The 16,334-nt window shown below is 60.3% G+C and carries 16 protein-coding genes; 1 reads left to right on the top strand and 15 read right to left on the bottom strand.

The features are described from left to right. Positions 1-13: 13 nt before the first annotated feature. The 9 genes from BLV09_RS33390 to BLV09_RS33350 are packed head-to-tail and all read right to left on the bottom strand — an operon-like array spanning position 14 to position 9,282. On the bottom strand, positions 14-427 hold the full coding sequence (locus BLV09_RS33390) for a Rieske (2Fe-2S) protein (protein WP_146690447.1): 414 nt from the start codon (positions 425-427) through the stop codon (positions 14-16). Continuing rightward, positions 424-1,536, bottom strand: coding sequence for an amidohydrolase family protein (locus tag BLV09_RS33385; protein WP_100386437.1), 1,113 nt, complete (start codon positions 1,534-1,536; stop codon positions 424-426). Before BLV09_RS33385 ends, BLV09_RS33390 begins: the two co-directional genes overlap by 4 nt. Continuing rightward, positions 1,533-2,639, bottom strand: a complete 1,107-nt coding sequence (locus tag BLV09_RS33380; protein ID WP_146690446.1) for an amidohydrolase family protein — start codon at positions 2,637-2,639, stop codon at positions 1,533-1,535. Before BLV09_RS33380 ends, BLV09_RS33385 begins: the two co-directional genes overlap by 4 nt. Continuing rightward, positions 2,639-3,754, bottom strand: coding sequence for an ABC transporter ATP-binding protein (locus BLV09_RS33375; protein ID WP_146690445.1), 1,116 nt, complete (start codon positions 3,752-3,754; stop codon positions 2,639-2,641). Before BLV09_RS33375 ends, BLV09_RS33380 begins: the two co-directional genes overlap by 1 nt. A gap of 29 nt (positions 3,755-3,783) precedes the next feature. Then, on the bottom strand, positions 3,784-5,550 hold the full coding sequence (locus tag BLV09_RS33370) for an ABC transporter permease (RefSeq protein ID WP_146690444.1): 1,767 nt from the start codon (positions 5,548-5,550) through the stop codon (positions 3,784-3,786). A gap of 13 nt (positions 5,551-5,563) precedes the next feature. Next, positions 5,564-6,583, bottom strand: a complete 1,020-nt coding sequence (locus tag BLV09_RS33365; protein WP_244548874.1) for an ABC transporter substrate-binding protein — start codon at positions 6,581-6,583, stop codon at positions 5,564-5,566. Positions 6,584-6,638: 55 nt separating this feature from the next. Next, positions 6,639-7,052 (bottom strand): Rieske (2Fe-2S) protein, encoded by a 414-nt coding sequence (locus BLV09_RS33360; protein ID WP_100386433.1) that lies wholly within the window; start codon positions 7,050-7,052, stop codon positions 6,639-6,641. Continuing rightward, positions 7,052-8,155 (bottom strand): amidohydrolase family protein, encoded by a 1,104-nt coding sequence (locus tag BLV09_RS33355; protein ID WP_146690443.1) that lies wholly within the window; start codon positions 8,153-8,155, stop codon positions 7,052-7,054. Before BLV09_RS33355 ends, BLV09_RS33360 begins: the two co-directional genes overlap by 1 nt. Next, complete coding sequence (locus tag BLV09_RS33350) at positions 8,152-9,282, bottom strand: amidohydrolase family protein (RefSeq protein ID WP_146690442.1); 1,131 nt, start codon at positions 9,280-9,282, stop codon at positions 8,152-8,154. Before BLV09_RS33350 ends, BLV09_RS33355 begins: the two co-directional genes overlap by 4 nt. Positions 9,283-9,432: 150 nt before the next feature. Between BLV09_RS33350 and BLV09_RS33345 the strand changes: the two genes are divergently transcribed. Next, positions 9,433-9,936, top strand: coding sequence for a MarR family winged helix-turn-helix transcriptional regulator (locus BLV09_RS33345; protein WP_146690441.1), 504 nt, complete (start codon positions 9,433-9,435; stop codon positions 9,934-9,936). Positions 9,937-10,061: 125 nt separating this feature from the next. Here the strand turns inward: BLV09_RS33345 and BLV09_RS33340 are convergent, their stop codons facing one another. The 6 genes from BLV09_RS33340 to BLV09_RS33315 form a co-directional block, all read right to left on the bottom strand. Then, positions 10,062-11,177 carry an aldo/keto reductase gene (locus tag BLV09_RS33340; protein ID WP_197685000.1) on the bottom strand — a complete coding sequence of 372 codons (1,116 nt, stop codon included), beginning with the start codon at positions 11,175-11,177 and terminating at the stop codon, positions 10,062-10,064. A gap of 23 nt (positions 11,178-11,200) precedes the next feature. After that, on the bottom strand, positions 11,201-12,070 hold the full coding sequence (locus BLV09_RS33335; RefSeq protein ID WP_146690440.1) for an ABC transporter permease: 870 nt from the start codon (positions 12,068-12,070) through the stop codon (positions 11,201-11,203). Then, entirely contained in the window at positions 12,067-12,825 is a 759-nt protein-coding gene (locus tag BLV09_RS33330) for an ABC transporter ATP-binding protein (RefSeq protein WP_146691405.1), read from the bottom strand. The genes BLV09_RS33335 and BLV09_RS33330 overlap by 4 nt, the downstream gene beginning before the upstream one ends. Positions 12,826-12,860: 35 nt before the next feature. Continuing rightward, on the bottom strand, positions 12,861-13,943 hold the full coding sequence (locus tag BLV09_RS33325) for an ABC transporter substrate-binding protein (RefSeq protein ID WP_167558968.1): 1,083 nt from the start codon (positions 13,941-13,943) through the stop codon (positions 12,861-12,863). Positions 13,944-14,016: 73 nt separating this feature from the next. Then, the gene (locus tag BLV09_RS33320; protein WP_146690438.1) at positions 14,017-15,375 is read right to left on the bottom strand and encodes a spinster family MFS transporter; all 1,359 of its coding nucleotides are present in this window, start codon (positions 15,373-15,375) and stop codon (positions 14,017-14,019) included. Beyond that, positions 15,338-16,324, bottom strand: coding sequence for an NAD(P)/FAD-dependent oxidoreductase (locus BLV09_RS33315; protein ID WP_146690437.1), 987 nt, complete (start codon positions 16,322-16,324; stop codon positions 15,338-15,340). The genes BLV09_RS33320 and BLV09_RS33315 overlap by 38 nt, the downstream gene beginning before the upstream one ends. Positions 16,325-16,334: the final 10 nt, after the last annotated feature.

The following is a 16,334-nucleotide window of genomic DNA, read 5'->3' as shown; positions in this document are numbered from 1 at the left end:
TCTTTTTGTTTGTTCAGAGGGTCACGACGACATAGTCGTCTTCAACCCGAACGTCATAGCTTTCGGCCACGTAGGGACCTTTTACCAATTGATCGCCGCTTTGCACGGTGACATCAAAGCTGCGGATCTTGAGCCGGTTTGGCGCGCAATAGGATTGCCCGGTCTTGATTTCGAATTCCCAGCCGTGGAACGGACACCGGATGAATTCGCCTTTCCGTACAATAGTGTATTCGCCAACGCCCTGCGGCTGCACCAACCCGACCACGGCACCCTTGCACAGTTCCGCGCCGCCATGCGGACAACGATTGAGCAGCGCGAAGAACTCGCCGTTGACGTTGAACACGCCGATGTGGCGGCCGGCCACTTCGACGATCTTGTGAGAGCCCGGCGGCATATCCGGGGCCTTGCCAACGACATGACGGTTCATGGCAGGCCGTAGAGTTCCCGGGCGTTGCTGCTGAACACTTTTCTGCGTTCCTCATCGGACAACTGAATCTTGAAGGCGTAGCGCGGGTCGTCAAAATCCCAATGTGGATAGTCGCTGGAGAACATCAGCCGATCCCAGCCCAGCCAATCGATGACGTCGCGCAGATGGGCCTGCTTGCGGGTCTCTTCCATGGGCTGGGTCGTGAACCACACGCTGCGCCGCAGATATTCGGACGGCGGCCTTGGCACATGCGGTACCTCCGCGCGCAACCGCGACCAATGCTTGTCCATGCGCCAGCTCAGATTCGGCGCCCAGGTGAAGCCCCCCTCGACGGAGACCACCTTCAGCTTCGGAAACCGTTCGAACACGCCCTCAAAGATCATGCTGGTCAGGACGCCCTGCATGATCGTGCCGAATGTATTGTGCTCCTCCAGGTAATAAGTGGGCCATCCCGCGCCGGCGGAGGGATGTCCACCGCCCATCGCGGCAGGGTGAAACGCGACCGGAAGGCCGACGCGCTCCGCGGCGGCATAGATCGGCCAGTAACGCTTGCGCCCCAGCGGCTCCTGAGCTTTCGGGGAAAGCAGAATTTGCCTGAATCTCTTGTCAGAGGCACGCCGCTCGATTTCCGCAGCGGCAAATTCCGCATCCTCCTGCGGCACGATAATCGCGGCGACCAATCTGCGGTCCTGGTCCACCCATCGTTCCACCTGCCAATCGTTGATCGCGGTCGATAGCGCCTCGGCGAAGTGCTGGTTGCGCTCTTCGAAGATACCGCGTCCGAGCGCGATCAGCATTCCGAATTCGATTCCGTTCGGATCAAGATGCTGGTTCTGCAACATCGCCAACGAACAGCCGGGCGGCCCGCCCTCCTCCGGATAGGCGTCGGCCCGCATGCCGCGCGCCATCATGCGAGGGTGCGGCTCCTGATTGTAGAGGCCGCCGCGGACATGCGGTCCGATCGCCTCGACATGCTCGCGCCAGCGCGCCGGTAGCCATGGATAAAGGTCCGCCGCGGATCGCGCGGTGATATGCACGTCGCAATCGACAATGTAGGCGCGGGTTGAGGCCGGACGCGCGGTGGCGCGTTCAAGGAGGTCCTGGGTCATGTGGAAAGCTCCGATGCAGCGGGGATTGCAATGTGCGGCTTCTGAAGTCGGTGATAGGTCGCATAGGGATTGTCGATCGCGATCTTGCGAATGAGTTCCAGTGAAAAGCCGTCCGGAATGACGTCCTCACCGTCGAAATGCCAATGCGGATAGTCGGTGGAGAACAGTAAAATGTCGTCCGTGCCGAAATGGTCGAGCACCCGCTCTACCAAGGTTGGATCCGACGGCGCGTCGAAGGGCTGCAGCGTCAGCCGGACGCGCTCGCAGATGATTTCGCGCGGGATGCGATCGATCCAGGGTAATTCGGTGCGCACGCCGAGCCACATCTTGTCCTGCCGCCACAGGAACGGCGGCAGCCATGTCGCGCCGGTTTCAGCCAGCACGAAGGTAAGGTCGGGAAATTTCTGGAACACGCCCTCGGCCAGCAAGCTGACTAATGCGCCCTCGAATCCGGTGGACTGCGTGACATAATCCTCAACGAAATAAGACGGCCAGCCGTTTCCCATTGGCGCCTGCCGGTAGAGGCCGCCGGCGTGCAGGCAAATCGGGAGACCAGCGCGGGTGGCGGCCTCAAAGACCGGCCAATAAATCCGGCGTCCGATCGGTATCTCGCCGAGCGATGGCAACAAGATCTGGACGAAATCGGGATTACCCGCCAACCGCTCGATCTCGGCGACCGCGAGTTTTGGGTCCTGCAACGACACGACGATGGAGCCGCGAAGCCTGCGGTCGGTCGGAAGTAATTCCTTGGCGACCCAGTCGTTGAACGCGCTGAGAATGGCCGACGCCATATCGCCGTTGAACAGCGCAACGGCGCCATGGATGATGTTGCAGATGGCGTAATCGGTTCCGAAGGCGTCGAGCGCCTGGCTCCGGAGCATCGCCATGTCCGAGCCCGGCGCGCCACCCTTGGGCTTCCAATCGGGGCGGCCATGAATCGACAGCAGCGGATTGTTGCTGGTCATCGTAAAACCCATACGATCGACGTGCCGATTGTGAAGCTGATCGCTCCAGTAGTCTTTCATGTAGGGAAGCAGCGCCGACATCGGAGGCGCAGCGGGATGAATGTCGCAATCGACGGCTCCGCGAAAAGGAAGTTTCATCAGTTGGCCTCCCCTTGATCCACCACGGCCCAGGCCGCGCTCTGAGGAACGGCCACGGTTACATTGTCACCAACGGCATAGTCGCCGAACGCGGGGGCATCGACGTTAAGTCGGCCCTCCTCTGTCTCCACAAAGATCGACCGCGTCGGGCCGCGGAAAATCGTATGCGCGATCCGTCCGGACCAGCGCAGGCCGTCGTCATCGGCACCGGCGACGGGAGCCGCGATGCTGATGTCTTCGGGCCGCACCATCACCGTGACGGCTCGCCCAGCCGGCACTTCGGTCGCGGCCTCGCAACGCCCGCGCCAACCGCGACCGACCACATCAAGCCGTACCTTGCCGCCGTCGATGCGCGCGCAAGCCTCCACATTGGCGGCGAGCAGATTGGGGGTACCGAAAAAACCGGCTACCGTCCGGTTAGCGGGGTAACGATAAATATCCTCTGGCGCCCCAATCTGCTGAATCCGGCCCTGATCCATCACGACGACACGGTCGGAAAGCGCCATCGCTTCCGACTGGTCGTGCGTGACATATAGCGTCGTCATGCCGAGCCGTCGCTGAATGGCGCGAAACTCATCGCCCATTTGCAGGCGCAGCTTGGCGTCAAGATTGCTCAAGGGCTCGTCGAGCAGAAGTACCTTCGGCTCGAACACCAACGCCCGCGCGATGGCAACGCGTTGTTGCTGGCCCCCCGACAGTGCCGGTGCGGGGCGCTCGGCGAACCGCTCCATTTCGACCAGACGTAGCGCCTTCGACACGAGATCGCGGATGTCGGCAGCGGACCGCCGCCGCACGCGCAAGGGATAGGCGACATTCTCGAACACCGTCATATGCGGCCAGATCGCGTAGGACTGGAACACCATGCCGAGACGGCGTCTCTCCGACGGCACGAAAATGCGCGAGTCTGCATCGCTGACCAGTTCGTTGCCGATACTGATCCGTCCGCCGGTATTTTGCTCAAGGCCCGCCACCATGCGCAAGGTTGTGGTCTTGCCGCATCCCGAGGGCCCTAGCAGGGTGACGAATTCACCCTCGCTAACACGCAGGTCGACATCGCTGACGGCGGCGAAGTCGCCGAAGCGGCGGCTGACCTTTTCAAGCACGACATTAGACATCAGGCACCCAATTCAAATCCGCCGCACCATTACAGCGCGCCGACCCATTTCTTGATGACGCTTAGCTGGACCCATCTGAAGACGATCACCATCACCATCATCAACAGGCCGATCACGCTTACCTGCTCTGCACTGCCATTGGCCCAGAGTTTCAGAAGGACGACCGACAGAACCTCGGAACCGACGGAGTAAAGCAGCACGGAAGCACTGAGCTCGCGCATGATCCCGAAGAACACCAGCACCCAGCCGACGGCGAAGGATGGCCAGACCAGTGCGATCATGATGCGCTGCATCGTCTGCAGCCAGCTCGCGCCGTGGACGCGCGAGCACTCCTCAAGGTCGAACGACAATTGAGCATAGGCGCTCGACATCACTCGGACCGAGAGCGGAGTGCCCAGTGAAATATAGGCGAGCAGAAGCGCCCAGATCGTCCCGTAGATCGGGATGGCATGCGGCAGCAGCGCGAAGCCCCACAGGAAACCAACTCCGAGAACGATGCCCGGCATCATCCAGGGCAACCATGCCATCGCATCGATCAGGCGGCGTCCACGCCACCTGGTCCTGACCGAGATGTAGGCGACGGTACCGCCGAGCCCCATTGTCAGCGTGGCGCCAACGAAACCCAGAAGCATGGTGTTGCCGAAGCCGCGCCAGAACTCACTGCTGCCGGCCACCTCCTGATAATGTTCGAGCGTCAGCATGTCCCATTGATAGAAGCCGAAGAACTTGAAAAAGGATCCGATCAGCAGTTGACCTACCGGCAGAACGACCGTGACGAAGAAGAACAGTGCGCAAAACGCGAAGGTTACCCAGCGCCATCTGCCCAGCTTCATCACCGCCGGCGAATAGCCCTTGCCGGTTACCGTCTGGAAGCTGCGTCCGCGCAACACGCCCCATTGCAGCAAGATGATGAGGAACATCAGCGCCATGATCACGAAGCTGATCGCGGTCGCATATTGATATTGCGGCGGCGAGCGCTGATTGATGGAATCGTAAATGTCAGTCGTGATGACGTGAATGCCGGCCGGCGAGCCGAAAAACAACGGCGATTCGAAATTCTCGATGCCGCGGATGAAACTGAGGATAGCAGCGCCGGTGAGCGCTGGCAGCATCAGCTTCAGCGTCACCGTCAAGAATGTCCGCAGGCGCGTCGCCCCGCACATCCGGGCCGCTTCCTCGAGGCTTGGATCCATCGCGCGAAACGCATCGACGATCAACAAGAACAGGAAGGGCACAGAATATTGCATCATGTGCCAGATCACGCCGCCGTAGGAATAGACGTTGATTGGCGAACTCGTGGATCCCGTGATCCACTGGTAAAGCTGGTTGAGAAGCCCAACCTGCGGATTTCCCAGCATGCCCCAGGCCATCGCGGTGAGGATCGGCGGGATAAAGAACGGCAGCGTCACCAGCACTTCGAGCGTTCCGCGAAACGGAGTGTCCGTCCTCGCGAGAATCCAGGCCAGCAATACCGCGATGATTACCGACGGGATGGTCTTAGCCAGCGATATGCCGATGGTATTGAGAAGGATAAGCAGACTCTGCTGCGAAACGATGTCGCGATAGCCGTCGAGATTGAACACGCCGACGACGCCAGGAGGCGTCGAATGCAGGCTGCCATAGAGTAGCATCGACAGCGGGTAGACCGTCAGAAACGCCAGCAAAAGGGCCAGCAGCGTCAAGCCGACGATGCTGCCAGCCGGCGTCGCACGCAGCCATCGCCAAGCGGCGGAACTGCTCGACGGTGACGGCCTCGTCACGATATCCGATACGCGATCGTCGGCTGAAAGAGTCATTGGACGAAGGGCCTCAAGGGTAGAGTTTCCTGGCCAGCGCCATCATGTCCGCGCGCTCAGACAGTTTAGCCGGGCCCATCAGCTTGGCGTTCGCATAGGGCTGGGCGTCCGGATCGGCACGTTCGGCCGCGCCCTGCACGACCGGAAGCATCCAGGCATTGGCATAAAGTGCCTGCGAATCGACGCTCAGGAAATGTTGCATGAAGAGCCGCGCGGCATTCGGATGCGGCGCGCTCTTCAGCATCGCCATATCCATCTGCGCGTAAGGAGCCCCCTCCTTCGGCACCACGACCTTGACCGGCAGACCCTTGAGATCCGAGGCAAAGGCGAAAACTTGTGAAATATAAATCGGGTATTCGCCCCGGGAGACGCGACGCGCATCATTGCGCATGTCGCGGCTAAACACAGGCTTTTGCGCGGCCAGCTTTTCGTTGAAATCAGCGCCCATGTTTTTTTGCAGGATGGCGAACAGGGTGTTGCCACTGCCAAGCGGACGCATGTCATCCGACAGCAGCTTGCCCTTCCATTTCGGCGCATTCAGGTCGTTCCAACTCGTCGGAACGTCCTCATTCCGAACGAGCCTTGTGTTGATCAGAATGCCCATCGGCTGAACATAGGCTGGCACGCTGAAGTCGGTGGTCTTGAACGGCGGACGAAGGTTAGCGGCATTGGGGATCGGCGGCAGCTTCTGAATGAAGTCGCCATTCTTGAGCTGTTCTTCGATCATGGTCGTGGTGACCATTTCGGCGTCGCCGAGATAGCGTCCGGCCGATTGTTCGGTCCGGATGCGCTCGACCAGTTCGCTGGCGCGCAAATCGAGGCTCTCTACGGGGATCCCGTAAGTCTTCTCGAATGACTTGATAACTGCCTGGAAGTAAGGCGCGCCCAGCGCCATATTATAGACGACGACCTTGCCCTCTTGTTTGGCTGCAGCGACAACCGCGTCCCAGGATGCATCTTGCGCCGACGCAGGAACCGCGGCACCAGCTAACAAGGCGACTACGGCAAGTAGTCTTTTCAAATTCAGCGCCAAGATTGCGTCCTCCGCCTTGTTTTATTGTTATGGCGATCGAGCGTTCGATCGGCTCTCAGACTTCGATCACCACGTACTGCTTCTCGATCGAAACCGGGAAGGTTTCTGCTTGCAACTCGCCTTCGACCAACGCCCCGCCGGATTCTACTTTCAGCTCGAAGCTGCGAACTTTGGTACGATCCGGTTCGCACCATGATTTTCCCGTTCTTAGATCGAATTCCCATCCATGCCATGGACAGCGCAATAATTCGCCGCGGCGGCTGAACTGGTAAGACCCCGGCTCGCTGGATTCCACGAGACCGACGATGCGCCCCTTGCACAAGGACGCGCCTTCATGCGGGCAGCGATTTCCGACCGCGAAATACTCGCCGCCGACGTTGAAGATTCCGATCTCGCGGCCCTTCACGCTCACAAGTTTGCGCTTGCCGGGTGGAATATCGTCAACCATTGCCACGACGTGCCGCGCCATCAGCGGAATCCGTAAAACGCCCGTGCGTTTCGATAGAGAAGCTGGTCGCGTTGCGCGTCGCTGAGTGGCGCCTTGAAGGCGTAACGTGGATCGTCGAAGTCCCAATGGGGATAATCGGTCGAGAACAGCAGACGATCCCAGCCGATCCGATCGAACAGATCGATCAGATGGGCGGCCCGGCCCGGCTCTTCCATCGGCTGGGTGGTGAACCAGACCTGCTCGCGGATATATTCGGAAGGCGGTCGCTTCAAATGGGGCACTTCGCTGCGCAGCCGCAACCAATGCTTGTCCATTCGCGCCGTCAGCGACGGGATCCAACCCAGCCCGCCTTCCATGATCACGACGCGAAGTTTCGGAAACCGCTCGAATACGCCCTCGAACACCAGACTTGTCAGGACCGCTTGCATGGTCTGCGCCACCGCATGGTGCTCTTCCATATAATAAGACGGCCACCCTCCCCCGGTGGACGGATGCCCATTGGTGCCGCCGACATGGACGGCGATCGGTAAATCGTTACGCACCGCCGCTTCAAAAATCGGCCAATAGCGGCGCCGGCCGAGCGGCTCATCGGTCCGCGGTAAAACCAGGATCTGCGTGAAGCTTGGATCGCTTGCCCGCGCATCGATTTCGGCGACTGAAGCTGCGGTATCTTCCTGTGCAACGAGAACCGAGGCACGCAGCCGTGGTTCGTTCTTGACCCAACGCTCGACCTGCCAGCTGTTCATGGCCTGGGTTAGCGCCACGCCGAAATCCAGATTGCGTTGGCTGCCGGGATTCCAGCGCAAAGGAATCAGCATTCCGATTTCGACGCCGTTGGCGTCGAGATGCTGGGTCCGCATCAGGTCCAGACTAGAGCCAGGCGGACCGCCCTCCTCGGGATAGGCATCGACCCGCGCTGCGTCCGGCGACATCCGCGGATGGGTCAGCGCTTCCGAAAAGGCATGACGCAAATGGCTGCCATAGACCGAGAGATGCTCGATCCATTGCTTGGCCAGATAGGGGTGAACTTCGGTCCATGAAGTCATCGCGGGATGGATATCGCAATCGATCACCCGCAACTTTGATTCGGCGGCACTGCCTCGCTCAAGTTCGACGATGCTCATACGCTGATCTCCATGGCATGATCAACCTTCGCCAGGCGCGGGTAGGTCGCAAGCGCGTTTTCGCTTGTGATCTTATTCAACAACGCGCCGGAAAGTCCGTCCGGCAACACGCGATCGCCGTCGAACTGCCAATGCGGATAATCCGTGGAGAACAGAAACAGCTCGTCGGAATTTAGGTGCTCGATCAGCCGCAGGATCGCTTCCGCCTCATCCGGCGCATCGACCGGCTGAACCGTGAAGCGGACATGGTCACGCACGATTTCCGAAGGTCGGCGCGTCACCCAGGGAACCTCGGCCCGAACGCCCTTCCAAGTCTTGTCCGCGCGCCAGATAAAACCGCTCAACCAGGTCAGTCCCGACTCGATGGCAACCACCTTGAGTCCGGGGAACTTAGCGAACACGCCTTCGGAGATCATGCTCTGCAATTGATTTTCGAACGCGGCGGACTGCGACACGTAATCTTCGACATAATAAGATGGCCATCCCACAGCGGTCGGCGCGTAGCGATACGCGCTGCCGGCGTGAACGCCGATGGGTAGGCCCAGCTTTTCCGCCAGGCGATAGATCGGCCAGAGCTGCCGGCGTCCGAGCGTGACCTCTCCGGACACCAGCATCAACACCTGCACGAACCGCATGTCGTCGGCGCGTCGTTCGATTTCGGCAACCGCAAGCTCGGTATTATGCGTCGTGATCACAATCGACGCGCGCAGTCGAGGATCCCGACTGAGCCAATGATCACGGATCCAATCGTTGGTGGCGCGGCAGAGCACGGCGGCCATGTCTTCGCTGTGCATAACCTGGGCACCGTACAGGCAGTTGAGAATGCCAAATCGCGCCTGATAACGATCCAGCACATGCGCTTGCATCGCTTCCAGCGACGATCCCGGCTTTTGGTCGCGGTCGAGCTTCCAGTCCGGGCGGCACGACAGCGGCGCGTTTTGGGGATAGCTCGTAAGGCTGAGATTGAGGCGATCGAGCGCGCGAACCGAGATCATTTCGCGCCAGTAATCGTCAAGATACGGCAACAGCATACCCATCCCGGGCAATGCGGGATGCAGGTCACAGTCGATCGCCCCGGCATATGTGGCCGGACGATCAGCGTCGGCCGCTTGGTGATCTCCTGCCATGATCTTTTCTACATTTTGGGTTTGGCGCTGCGGCCACATTGCGCTTATGTTGATGGATCAATAAATGATATGTCAAGCAATTTGATCTAGATCAAAGTGATAGGAATCGATCCGGTGGGAGGGTTCCTGACTTGCCAGGAGACGCTTCGAATGCCTGCCACCAAGACACTGGCGACCAACGAGGCACAGCCGCGAGAGTCGCACATCGGCGGAATACTCGGGGAAGAACACATCGCGGTGTTGCTATCGAGCGTCGGCACGCGGCTCAATCGCGGCGCCACCGCCTATTACCGCACGGCGTGGAATCTCAGCATGGTGGAGTGGCGCCTATTGATTGTGCTCAAGGATACCGAATTCCTCAATGTGGGTGAATTGTCCGAAGCGGCCGATCTCGACAAGGCCGCTGTTAGTCGAAGTCTCGCTTTGCTTGAAGAACGAAAGTTCGTTTCGGTCGAGCAAACGCGGACGCGGGGTCGCGCCGCAATCGCCAAGTTGACAGTCGAGGGACGTGAGCTCTCCGAAAAGCTATTGCGGGTTTCGCTCGAACGCGAGGCGCTCTTGTTCAAGTACTTTACTCCCGCCGACAAAGAACACCTGAACGTACTTCTTCGTCAGCTGACGCGGGCCTTGGCTGGCCCGGACTGGGACTATTAGTTGAGCGGTCCCTTCGCGCCCCGTCGGCGATATTAATTTGCGATCCCTAGGCAGGCGAAGCAACAGCACCCGCCCCGCTTCCGATTTTGGTTAAATCCGGCTTCATTCATTGCCTCGTGAGCAGGTTATTGCCGCGTCTTCGCGCGCCAGACTTGCTTCGGCTCAAATTCGTGCACCTTTTCAGGCCGCAGTTTGCGGTAAACTGGCGCCACGTTGCGGTCTTCATCCACCAATGTCAGGCGGTCGATCTCGATCAAGTCATCCGGCGTGAATTTGATTTCCAGCGCCTTGATGTTCTGAGCGATGTGTTCGGGCTTGTCGGCTCCGGCGATGATGGTCGACATCGCCGGCCGCGACAACAGCCATGCCAGCGACATCTGCGGCAGCGTCCATCCCCGCGACTCTGCAAACGTCTTGAGATTCTCCTGCACATCCCAATTTCGCTTACTGTTCCACGCCGCATAATTCGGACTTGCGGCAGCACGCGTGCCGGGAGTCGCGGCCGCATCGCGCTTGTACATGCCGGTCAGCAATCCGCCCGCCAGCGGAAAGTACGAATTCATACCGATGCCGTATTTGACGCAGAACGGCTCCATGCGCTTTTCGATATCGCGGTACAGCAGGCTATAGTGATCCTGCGCCGAGATGAACTTTTGCAGGTTGTACTTCTCGGCGGTCCACTGCGCCTCGCAGATCTCCCATTCGAAGAAATTGGCAACGCCGAGGTATCGCACCTTGCCGGCGCGGACCAGATCGTCGAGCGCCCGCAACGTCTCCTCGATCGGCGTCAGCCGGTCCGGCCAGTGCACCTGATAGAGATCGATGTAGTCTGTCTTGAGCCGGCGCAGACTCGCCTCGCAGGCCCGCACAATATGCAGGCGCGAGGTTCCGATATCGTTCGGGCCGAGGTCCATGCGGTTGGAGAACTTGGTGGCGATCACAGCCTTCTCGCGGCGGCCAACCAAAGCTGCGCCGAGCTTTTCCTCGGATGCGCCGATCCCGTAGCTGTCGGCGGTGTCGAAATAGTTGATGCCCTGGCCCAGCGCATAATGCACGACGGCTGCCGCGGCCTTCTCCTCGACGAAGTCGCCGAAGGAGAAGCAGCCGATGCCCATCTCGGAAACCGTCAGTCCGGATTTCCCGACCCGGCGGTATTTCATGCCACCGACGGTTTTCATCTGCAGCCCGATCGCGGTGACTTGTGAACTTGCTTGCGATGTTTCCGATGCGCCTTCAGCCATAGTTAGCTCCCATTTATTTTTGTTTATTTATCCTGCCAGACGAACAACCGCGCGCCGAGCGCCAGCAGCAGCCGATCGACGGCAAAGCCCATGCCGGCGATCACCAGGATGCCGCACCACATCAGTGCCGGATCGAACGAGCGCTCAGCAAACATGATGAGATAGCCGAGGCCATCATTGGCGGCGATCAGTTCGGAGGCGACAATCAACAGGAACGCCGTCGACGTTGCCACCCGAAGGCCCGCAAACACGAACGGAAGCGACGCCGGGATGATCACATGCCAGATGAGTTGGCGCTGGCTGGCGCCCTTGGTCAGCGCGTTCCAGACGAAGAATTTGTCGACGTTCTTGACGCCCGTATAGGTGTTGATGACGATAGGGAAGAAACAGCCAAGAAAGATCAGCGCGATCTTCGAAGCGTCCCCAATCCCCAAAAAGATCATCATCAGTGGGAACAGCGCGAGCTTCGGCGTCGGGAACAAGGCCGAGATCAGCGGATCGAGAAAGCTCTCGACCGCGCGGATTCGCCCCATCAGGATCCCGGCGGCGATGCCGACCACCGCGGCAAGTCCGAGCCCCATGCCAGCCCGCATGAAACTCACTTCGATATGGCTGAGCAGTTCGTGGGTGACGAAGACCTGCTGATAGAACGTCCGCGCCACATCCTCCAGCGGCGGCATGAACATGGGGTCGAGCACGTTTAGCCGCGACAGCACTTCCCAGATCAGAAAGATCAGAAACACCGGATAATAACGCGCGACTGCCGAGAGCCTGTTCCAGGTCTTGCTCCCGGTCGGAGTCGGCGTATGGGCAGTGGACGGAACGGCGGATGCGGCGCCCTCCCCGCCCGCTCCGGTTCGCGGAGCTCGATCGGATGTGGTCAGGATGGTCATCCAATGGCCTCCATGGTTTCTTGGCGAATCGCCGACCAGATGTGGTTGCGCAAGCGTCCGAACTCCGGCAGCGCGCGGGTCTCCTGCCGCGGCCGTGGCAGATTGACCTCCACGATCTCCTTCACCCGGCCCGGCAGCGGCGACATAATGACGATGCGGTCGGACAGCAGCACCGCTTCATCGATGCTGTGGGTGACGAACAGCACCGTCTTGCGATCGCGCTCCCAGAGCTGCAGCAACTGATCCTGCAGCACCTCGCGCGACAGCGAGTCCAGCGCGCCGAATGGCTCGTCCATCAGGAACACGCTGGGCCCGCAGGCCAGCATCTGCGCGATCGCGATGCGCTGCTTCATGCCGCCGGAGAGCTCGCGGGGATAGAAGCCAGCGAATTTGGTAAGACCCACCATGTCGAGATAGTGCGCCACCAGCGAACGGCGTTCGCTCTCCGGCAGTCCACTCATCTGCGGGCCGAACGCTACGTTCTCCTCCACCGTCCGCCAAGGAAAGATGCTGGAATTCTGCAGCACCAGGCCGCGGTCCGGATGCGGCCCATGGATCGGCTTGTCGTCAACCAGTACTTGTCCGTCGCTGGCCTGCAGGAGACCCGCGACGATATAGAGCAAGGTCGACTTGCCGCACCCACTTGGGCCGACGATGCTGACGAACTCGCCGCGCCTCGCCTGCAGGTCGACGCGATCAAGCGCCAAAAGGTCACCCTGACGTCCCGAGCGAAAGCGCTGACTGATCCGCCTCACGTCGACATGGACAGCACCTTGCGTAACCGCGACGCTCACTGGCTAACCTCCTTGCTGTCGTCCCACTTCATCCCAAGCCTGGCATACGCCTTGCGAAGGTAGCTGGTGTCGATGGCCTGCTCGGGCGTCGCTGCCGGCTTGCCACGCAATTGACCGGCATTGACCAGCATCTGGCCGTAAGCCGCAAACGTCTGCCTCGGCAAATCGAGCGAATTGAGCATATAGAGCTCCTTGCCTGCCGAGGCGACCCGCAGTTTGTAGAAGGCCTCGTTGGTAGCTTCGTCGTACTTCAAGGTCTTCGCGGTAATCGCCTTGACCTTGGCGCCGTCGTCGTTTGTGACGTCATCCTCGATGAATTTTCGCGTCACCAGCATACCCATCAAAAAACGCACCGCCTCGTCTTCATGATCCTTCAGCCAGTCGGCCCGGCCGACGATGACCTGCGACATGTCGATCGGTATTTTGGTGATCTGATCGCTCGCCATCAGGACGTTGACCGGCACGCGCTGGGAAGCGTGATAGGCGCCGATCGAAGTCATGACGGCGGCATCGACTTCATTGTGAACCAGCGCGCCTTCCATCTGCGGATACGGCATGCTCAAGAATTTCACCGACTTCGGATCTAATCCCGCTTCCTGGAGCCGGTCGCTCAACGCCAGATACCAGTTCGAGGACAGGCCGAATACCGCAACCCGTTTGCCGACCAGGTCTTTCAGCGATTGGATGCCGGCGTCCTTGCGGGCGATCAGGTTGACCGCGGACCAATGCGTACCCGCCTGATCGGTGAAGGAATATTCCACCGCCGAGATAATCTTGAGCGGCGCACCAAACGAAATCGCCTGCAGCGTCGGCGCCGGCGCGACCGCCGCGAGATCGACCTGTCGTGCCACTACCGCTTCGAGCTCCGGCGCGTTGTCGTTGAAGCTCGCGAGGTCAAGCTTCAGCCCCTGGGCTTCGAACGTCTTCTGGTCAAACCCGATCCAGAACGTGCTTGTCGGTGTCGCCGCCTGCCAGCCGAAGCGCACGCTCTTTTGCGGCGCCGCGGCGCCTTGCCCATGAGCCGCGCCTGCGGCCAAACCGCATATGACTGCCAGGGCCGTCAATTGGATGCGAAACATGTGTCCCTCCGCTTCGGCGATTTCGCCGCTATCTTTGTTTCCCGCCTGTTGCCGGCGGTGTTTAAGCAGGCGCTCACGATGAGGCGCCCGCCTGCATGCGCTGGTAGGCCTGCGCATAGGGTTTCATTGCGCTGAAAATCAAAAGCAGGATCACCGGACCGACCATCAGGGTGAACCCCGACAGCGCGTATCGCAGCATCGCCTCGTTGTGAAATACCCTGTCAGTGATCAGGGCGATCGCGGTCGGACCGAAGCCGCCGCCGACCACGCTGATCGAGAACAGATAGAGCGCGCTGATCTGGCCGCGCATCTCATTGGGAGTAACGATCTGAATCGCGGCGTTCTGGCCTGGCGCGGTCATACTCCATGCGGTAAAGCCGAAAAAACCCGAGGCGAGCGCGAGCCAGGGATTTGGCATCAGCGGCATGGCGACGAGCAGCGGCATCGCAAGGCCATAGCTCATCAGGCACGCCACCAGCAGCGCATCATGGGGCCGGCGTTTTGTCAGATATTCCGCCAGCAGCGTTCCGAGATAGAGACCAAGCGGGGTGGCGATCAGGATGGCGCCGCCGAGCAAGGGGCCGACGCGTTCTGGACCCCACCCATAAGTGCGCTCGAAAAACATCGGACGCCACGCCTGCAGCCCATAGCTCTCGACCGAGGCCACCGCGATACTGAGAAACAGCGGCGCGTAAAACTTCCAGTTCAGGCCCAGAAATCGCAGGACGTCACGCAGCGGCACACCCGCTGCAGATTTTCGGTCGCGCCGCGCCGGCTCCTTGACGCTCACCAGCATGACAAGCGCAAGCAATAATCCTGGAAGTCCGGTTACAAGCAGCACCATGTGCCAGTCGCGCACGACGAGGCCGCCCGGCAGCGACAGCGGCGGCATGCCGGCAAACACGGAAAGCAGAAGTCCGCCGATCACCAGCGCGCCCGCCATGCCGCCGGTGATGCCGAGTTGATAGATCGCAAACGCTCGCGGCAATTTTTCGTGCGGCACGAGATCCGCGATCATCGACATCGAACAGGGCCCCTTGACTGACTCTGCGGCGCCCACCAGTGCGCGGGCAGCGAACAATTGCCAGAGCTGCTGCGCCAGTCCGCACAGCATGGTCGCGACGCTCCACAGCGTCAGACCCGCCGTTAGGATAACCTTGCGGCTTTTGGTGTCGGCGAGACGCGACAAGGGAAAGCTGAACAGCACATAGGCAATTGAAAAGGTAAGGCCGATCAGAAGACTGATCGCTGTATCCGAGAGATGCAGGTCGCGCTTGATCGGCCCGACCAGGAGATTGACGATCCCGCGATCGATGTTCGACATCATCGAAACCAGCGAGAGCACCACGACGCTGTACCAGGCGCCCGACGACGCCGGCAACGTCCAGGCTCCGCTAGTGGCCTGATGCGCGACGGCTTCGCTCTGCAACACCAAAATCGTTTCCTTCCCGATCGATATTTTTGTTTTCGTGTTCGGCTCGCAGATAGCGAACCGCAGATATCGCCGCGGTGGCGGCGTCGCCGGCAACGGCAGCCAGCAGGTTGACCGAACCGGCGCGAATATCTCCAGCGGCAAACAGGCCCGGCCGCGAGGCGCGCATCATCGGGTCGGTCACGATATGGCCGTCGGCGTCGAGCCTCACGATTTCCTTTACGATGCTACTGCGCGGTTCCAGTCCGGTGTAGATAAATACCGCTCGGCAGGGATTGCGTTCGGTTTCCGCACCGCTGCGAATTGAGACACCCGTCACTGTTTTGTCGCCCTCGATTGCGACGATTTCCGCATCGGCCAGAATGCGGACGTGCGGCAGCGCTGCGAGCTGCGCGATCGCGCTGGGACGTGCGGACGGAGAAGACCCGCGATGAATCAGCATGATCTCCGAAGCATAGCCAGCCAGAACCAGCGCCTCATCGAACGCAGAATCACCACCGCCAATCACGACCGCAACCTGACCTTTGAACAGCGGACCGTCGCACGCCGCACAGTGCGACACCCCGCGGCCGGTAAACTCAACTTCGCCAGGAATTCCCAGTTTGCGGAGCGCAGAGCCGGCGGCAATGATCACCGCGCGGGCCACGATCTCCTCTCCGGCGCACACCAGCCGGTAATTACTGCCTTCGACCGTTATGGCTGACACCGTGTCAAGCTGGACCATTGCACCAGCCGCTTCCGCTTGCTGCTGCAGCAAAGGCCCCAATTCATAGCCGGCGATGCCGTCGGGAAATCCGGGAAAATTCTGGATCGACTCGATCGTAGCAATTTGGCCACCCGGCGCCAGCTGTTCGATCACCAGCGTGCTCACGCCCTGGCCCGCGGCGATCATGGCCGCGGTCAAACCTGCAACGCCTGCACCGATGACGACGACATCTGTGTTTTGCATGACGGGTTAG

The sequence above is a fragment of the Bradyrhizobium canariense genome (genome assembly GCF_900105125.1).
Classification (GTDB): Bacteria; Pseudomonadota; Alphaproteobacteria; order Rhizobiales; family Xanthobacteraceae; genus Bradyrhizobium; species Bradyrhizobium canariense_A.
Note: the sequence above shows the minus strand (reverse complement) of the source record. Positions and strands in the feature narration are given on the sequence as shown.

Bases quoted from the DNA above. Each gene is read 5' to 3' on its own strand.
- BLV09_RS33390 (WP_146690447.1), bottom strand. From the start codon at position 427: ATGAACCGTCATGTCGTTGGCAAGGCCCCGGATATGCCGCCGGGCTCT.
- BLV09_RS33385 (WP_100386437.1), bottom strand. From the start codon at position 1,536: ATGACCCAGGACCTCCTTGAACGCGCCACCGCGCGTCCGGCCTCAACC.
- BLV09_RS33380 (WP_146690446.1), bottom strand. From the start codon at position 2,639: ATGAAACTTCCTTTTCGCGGAGCCGTCGATTGCGACATTCATCCCGCT.
- BLV09_RS33375 (WP_146690445.1), bottom strand. From the start codon at position 3,754: ATGTCTAATGTCGTGCTTGAAAAGGTCAGCCGCCGCTTCGGCGACTTC.
- BLV09_RS33370 (WP_146690444.1), bottom strand. From the start codon at position 5,550: ATGACTCTTTCAGCCGACGATCGCGTATCGGATATCGTGACGAGGCCG.
- BLV09_RS33360 (WP_100386433.1), bottom strand. From the start codon at position 7,052: ATGGCGCGGCACGTCGTGGCAATGGTTGACGATATTCCACCCGGCAAG.
- BLV09_RS33355 (WP_146690443.1), bottom strand. From the start codon at position 8,155: ATGAGCATCGTCGAACTTGAGCGAGGCAGTGCCGCCGAATCAAAGTTG.
- BLV09_RS33350 (WP_146690442.1), bottom strand. From the start codon at position 9,282: ATGGCAGGAGATCACCAAGCGGCCGACGCTGATCGTCCGGCCACATAT.
- BLV09_RS33345 (WP_146690441.1), top strand. From the start codon at position 9,433: ATGCCTGCCACCAAGACACTGGCGACCAACGAGGCACAGCCGCGAGAG.
- BLV09_RS33340 (WP_197685000.1), bottom strand. From the start codon at position 11,177: ATGGCTGAAGGCGCATCGGAAACATCGCAAGCAAGTTCACAAGTCACC.
- BLV09_RS33335 (WP_146690440.1), bottom strand. From the start codon at position 12,070: ATGACCATCCTGACCACATCCGATCGAGCTCCGCGAACCGGAGCGGGC.
- BLV09_RS33325 (WP_167558968.1), bottom strand. From the start codon at position 13,943: ATGTTTCGCATCCAATTGACGGCCCTGGCAGTCATATGCGGTTTGGCC.
- BLV09_RS33315 (WP_146690437.1), bottom strand. From the start codon at position 16,324: ATGCAAAACACAGATGTCGTCGTCATCGGTGCAGGCGTTGCAGGTTTG.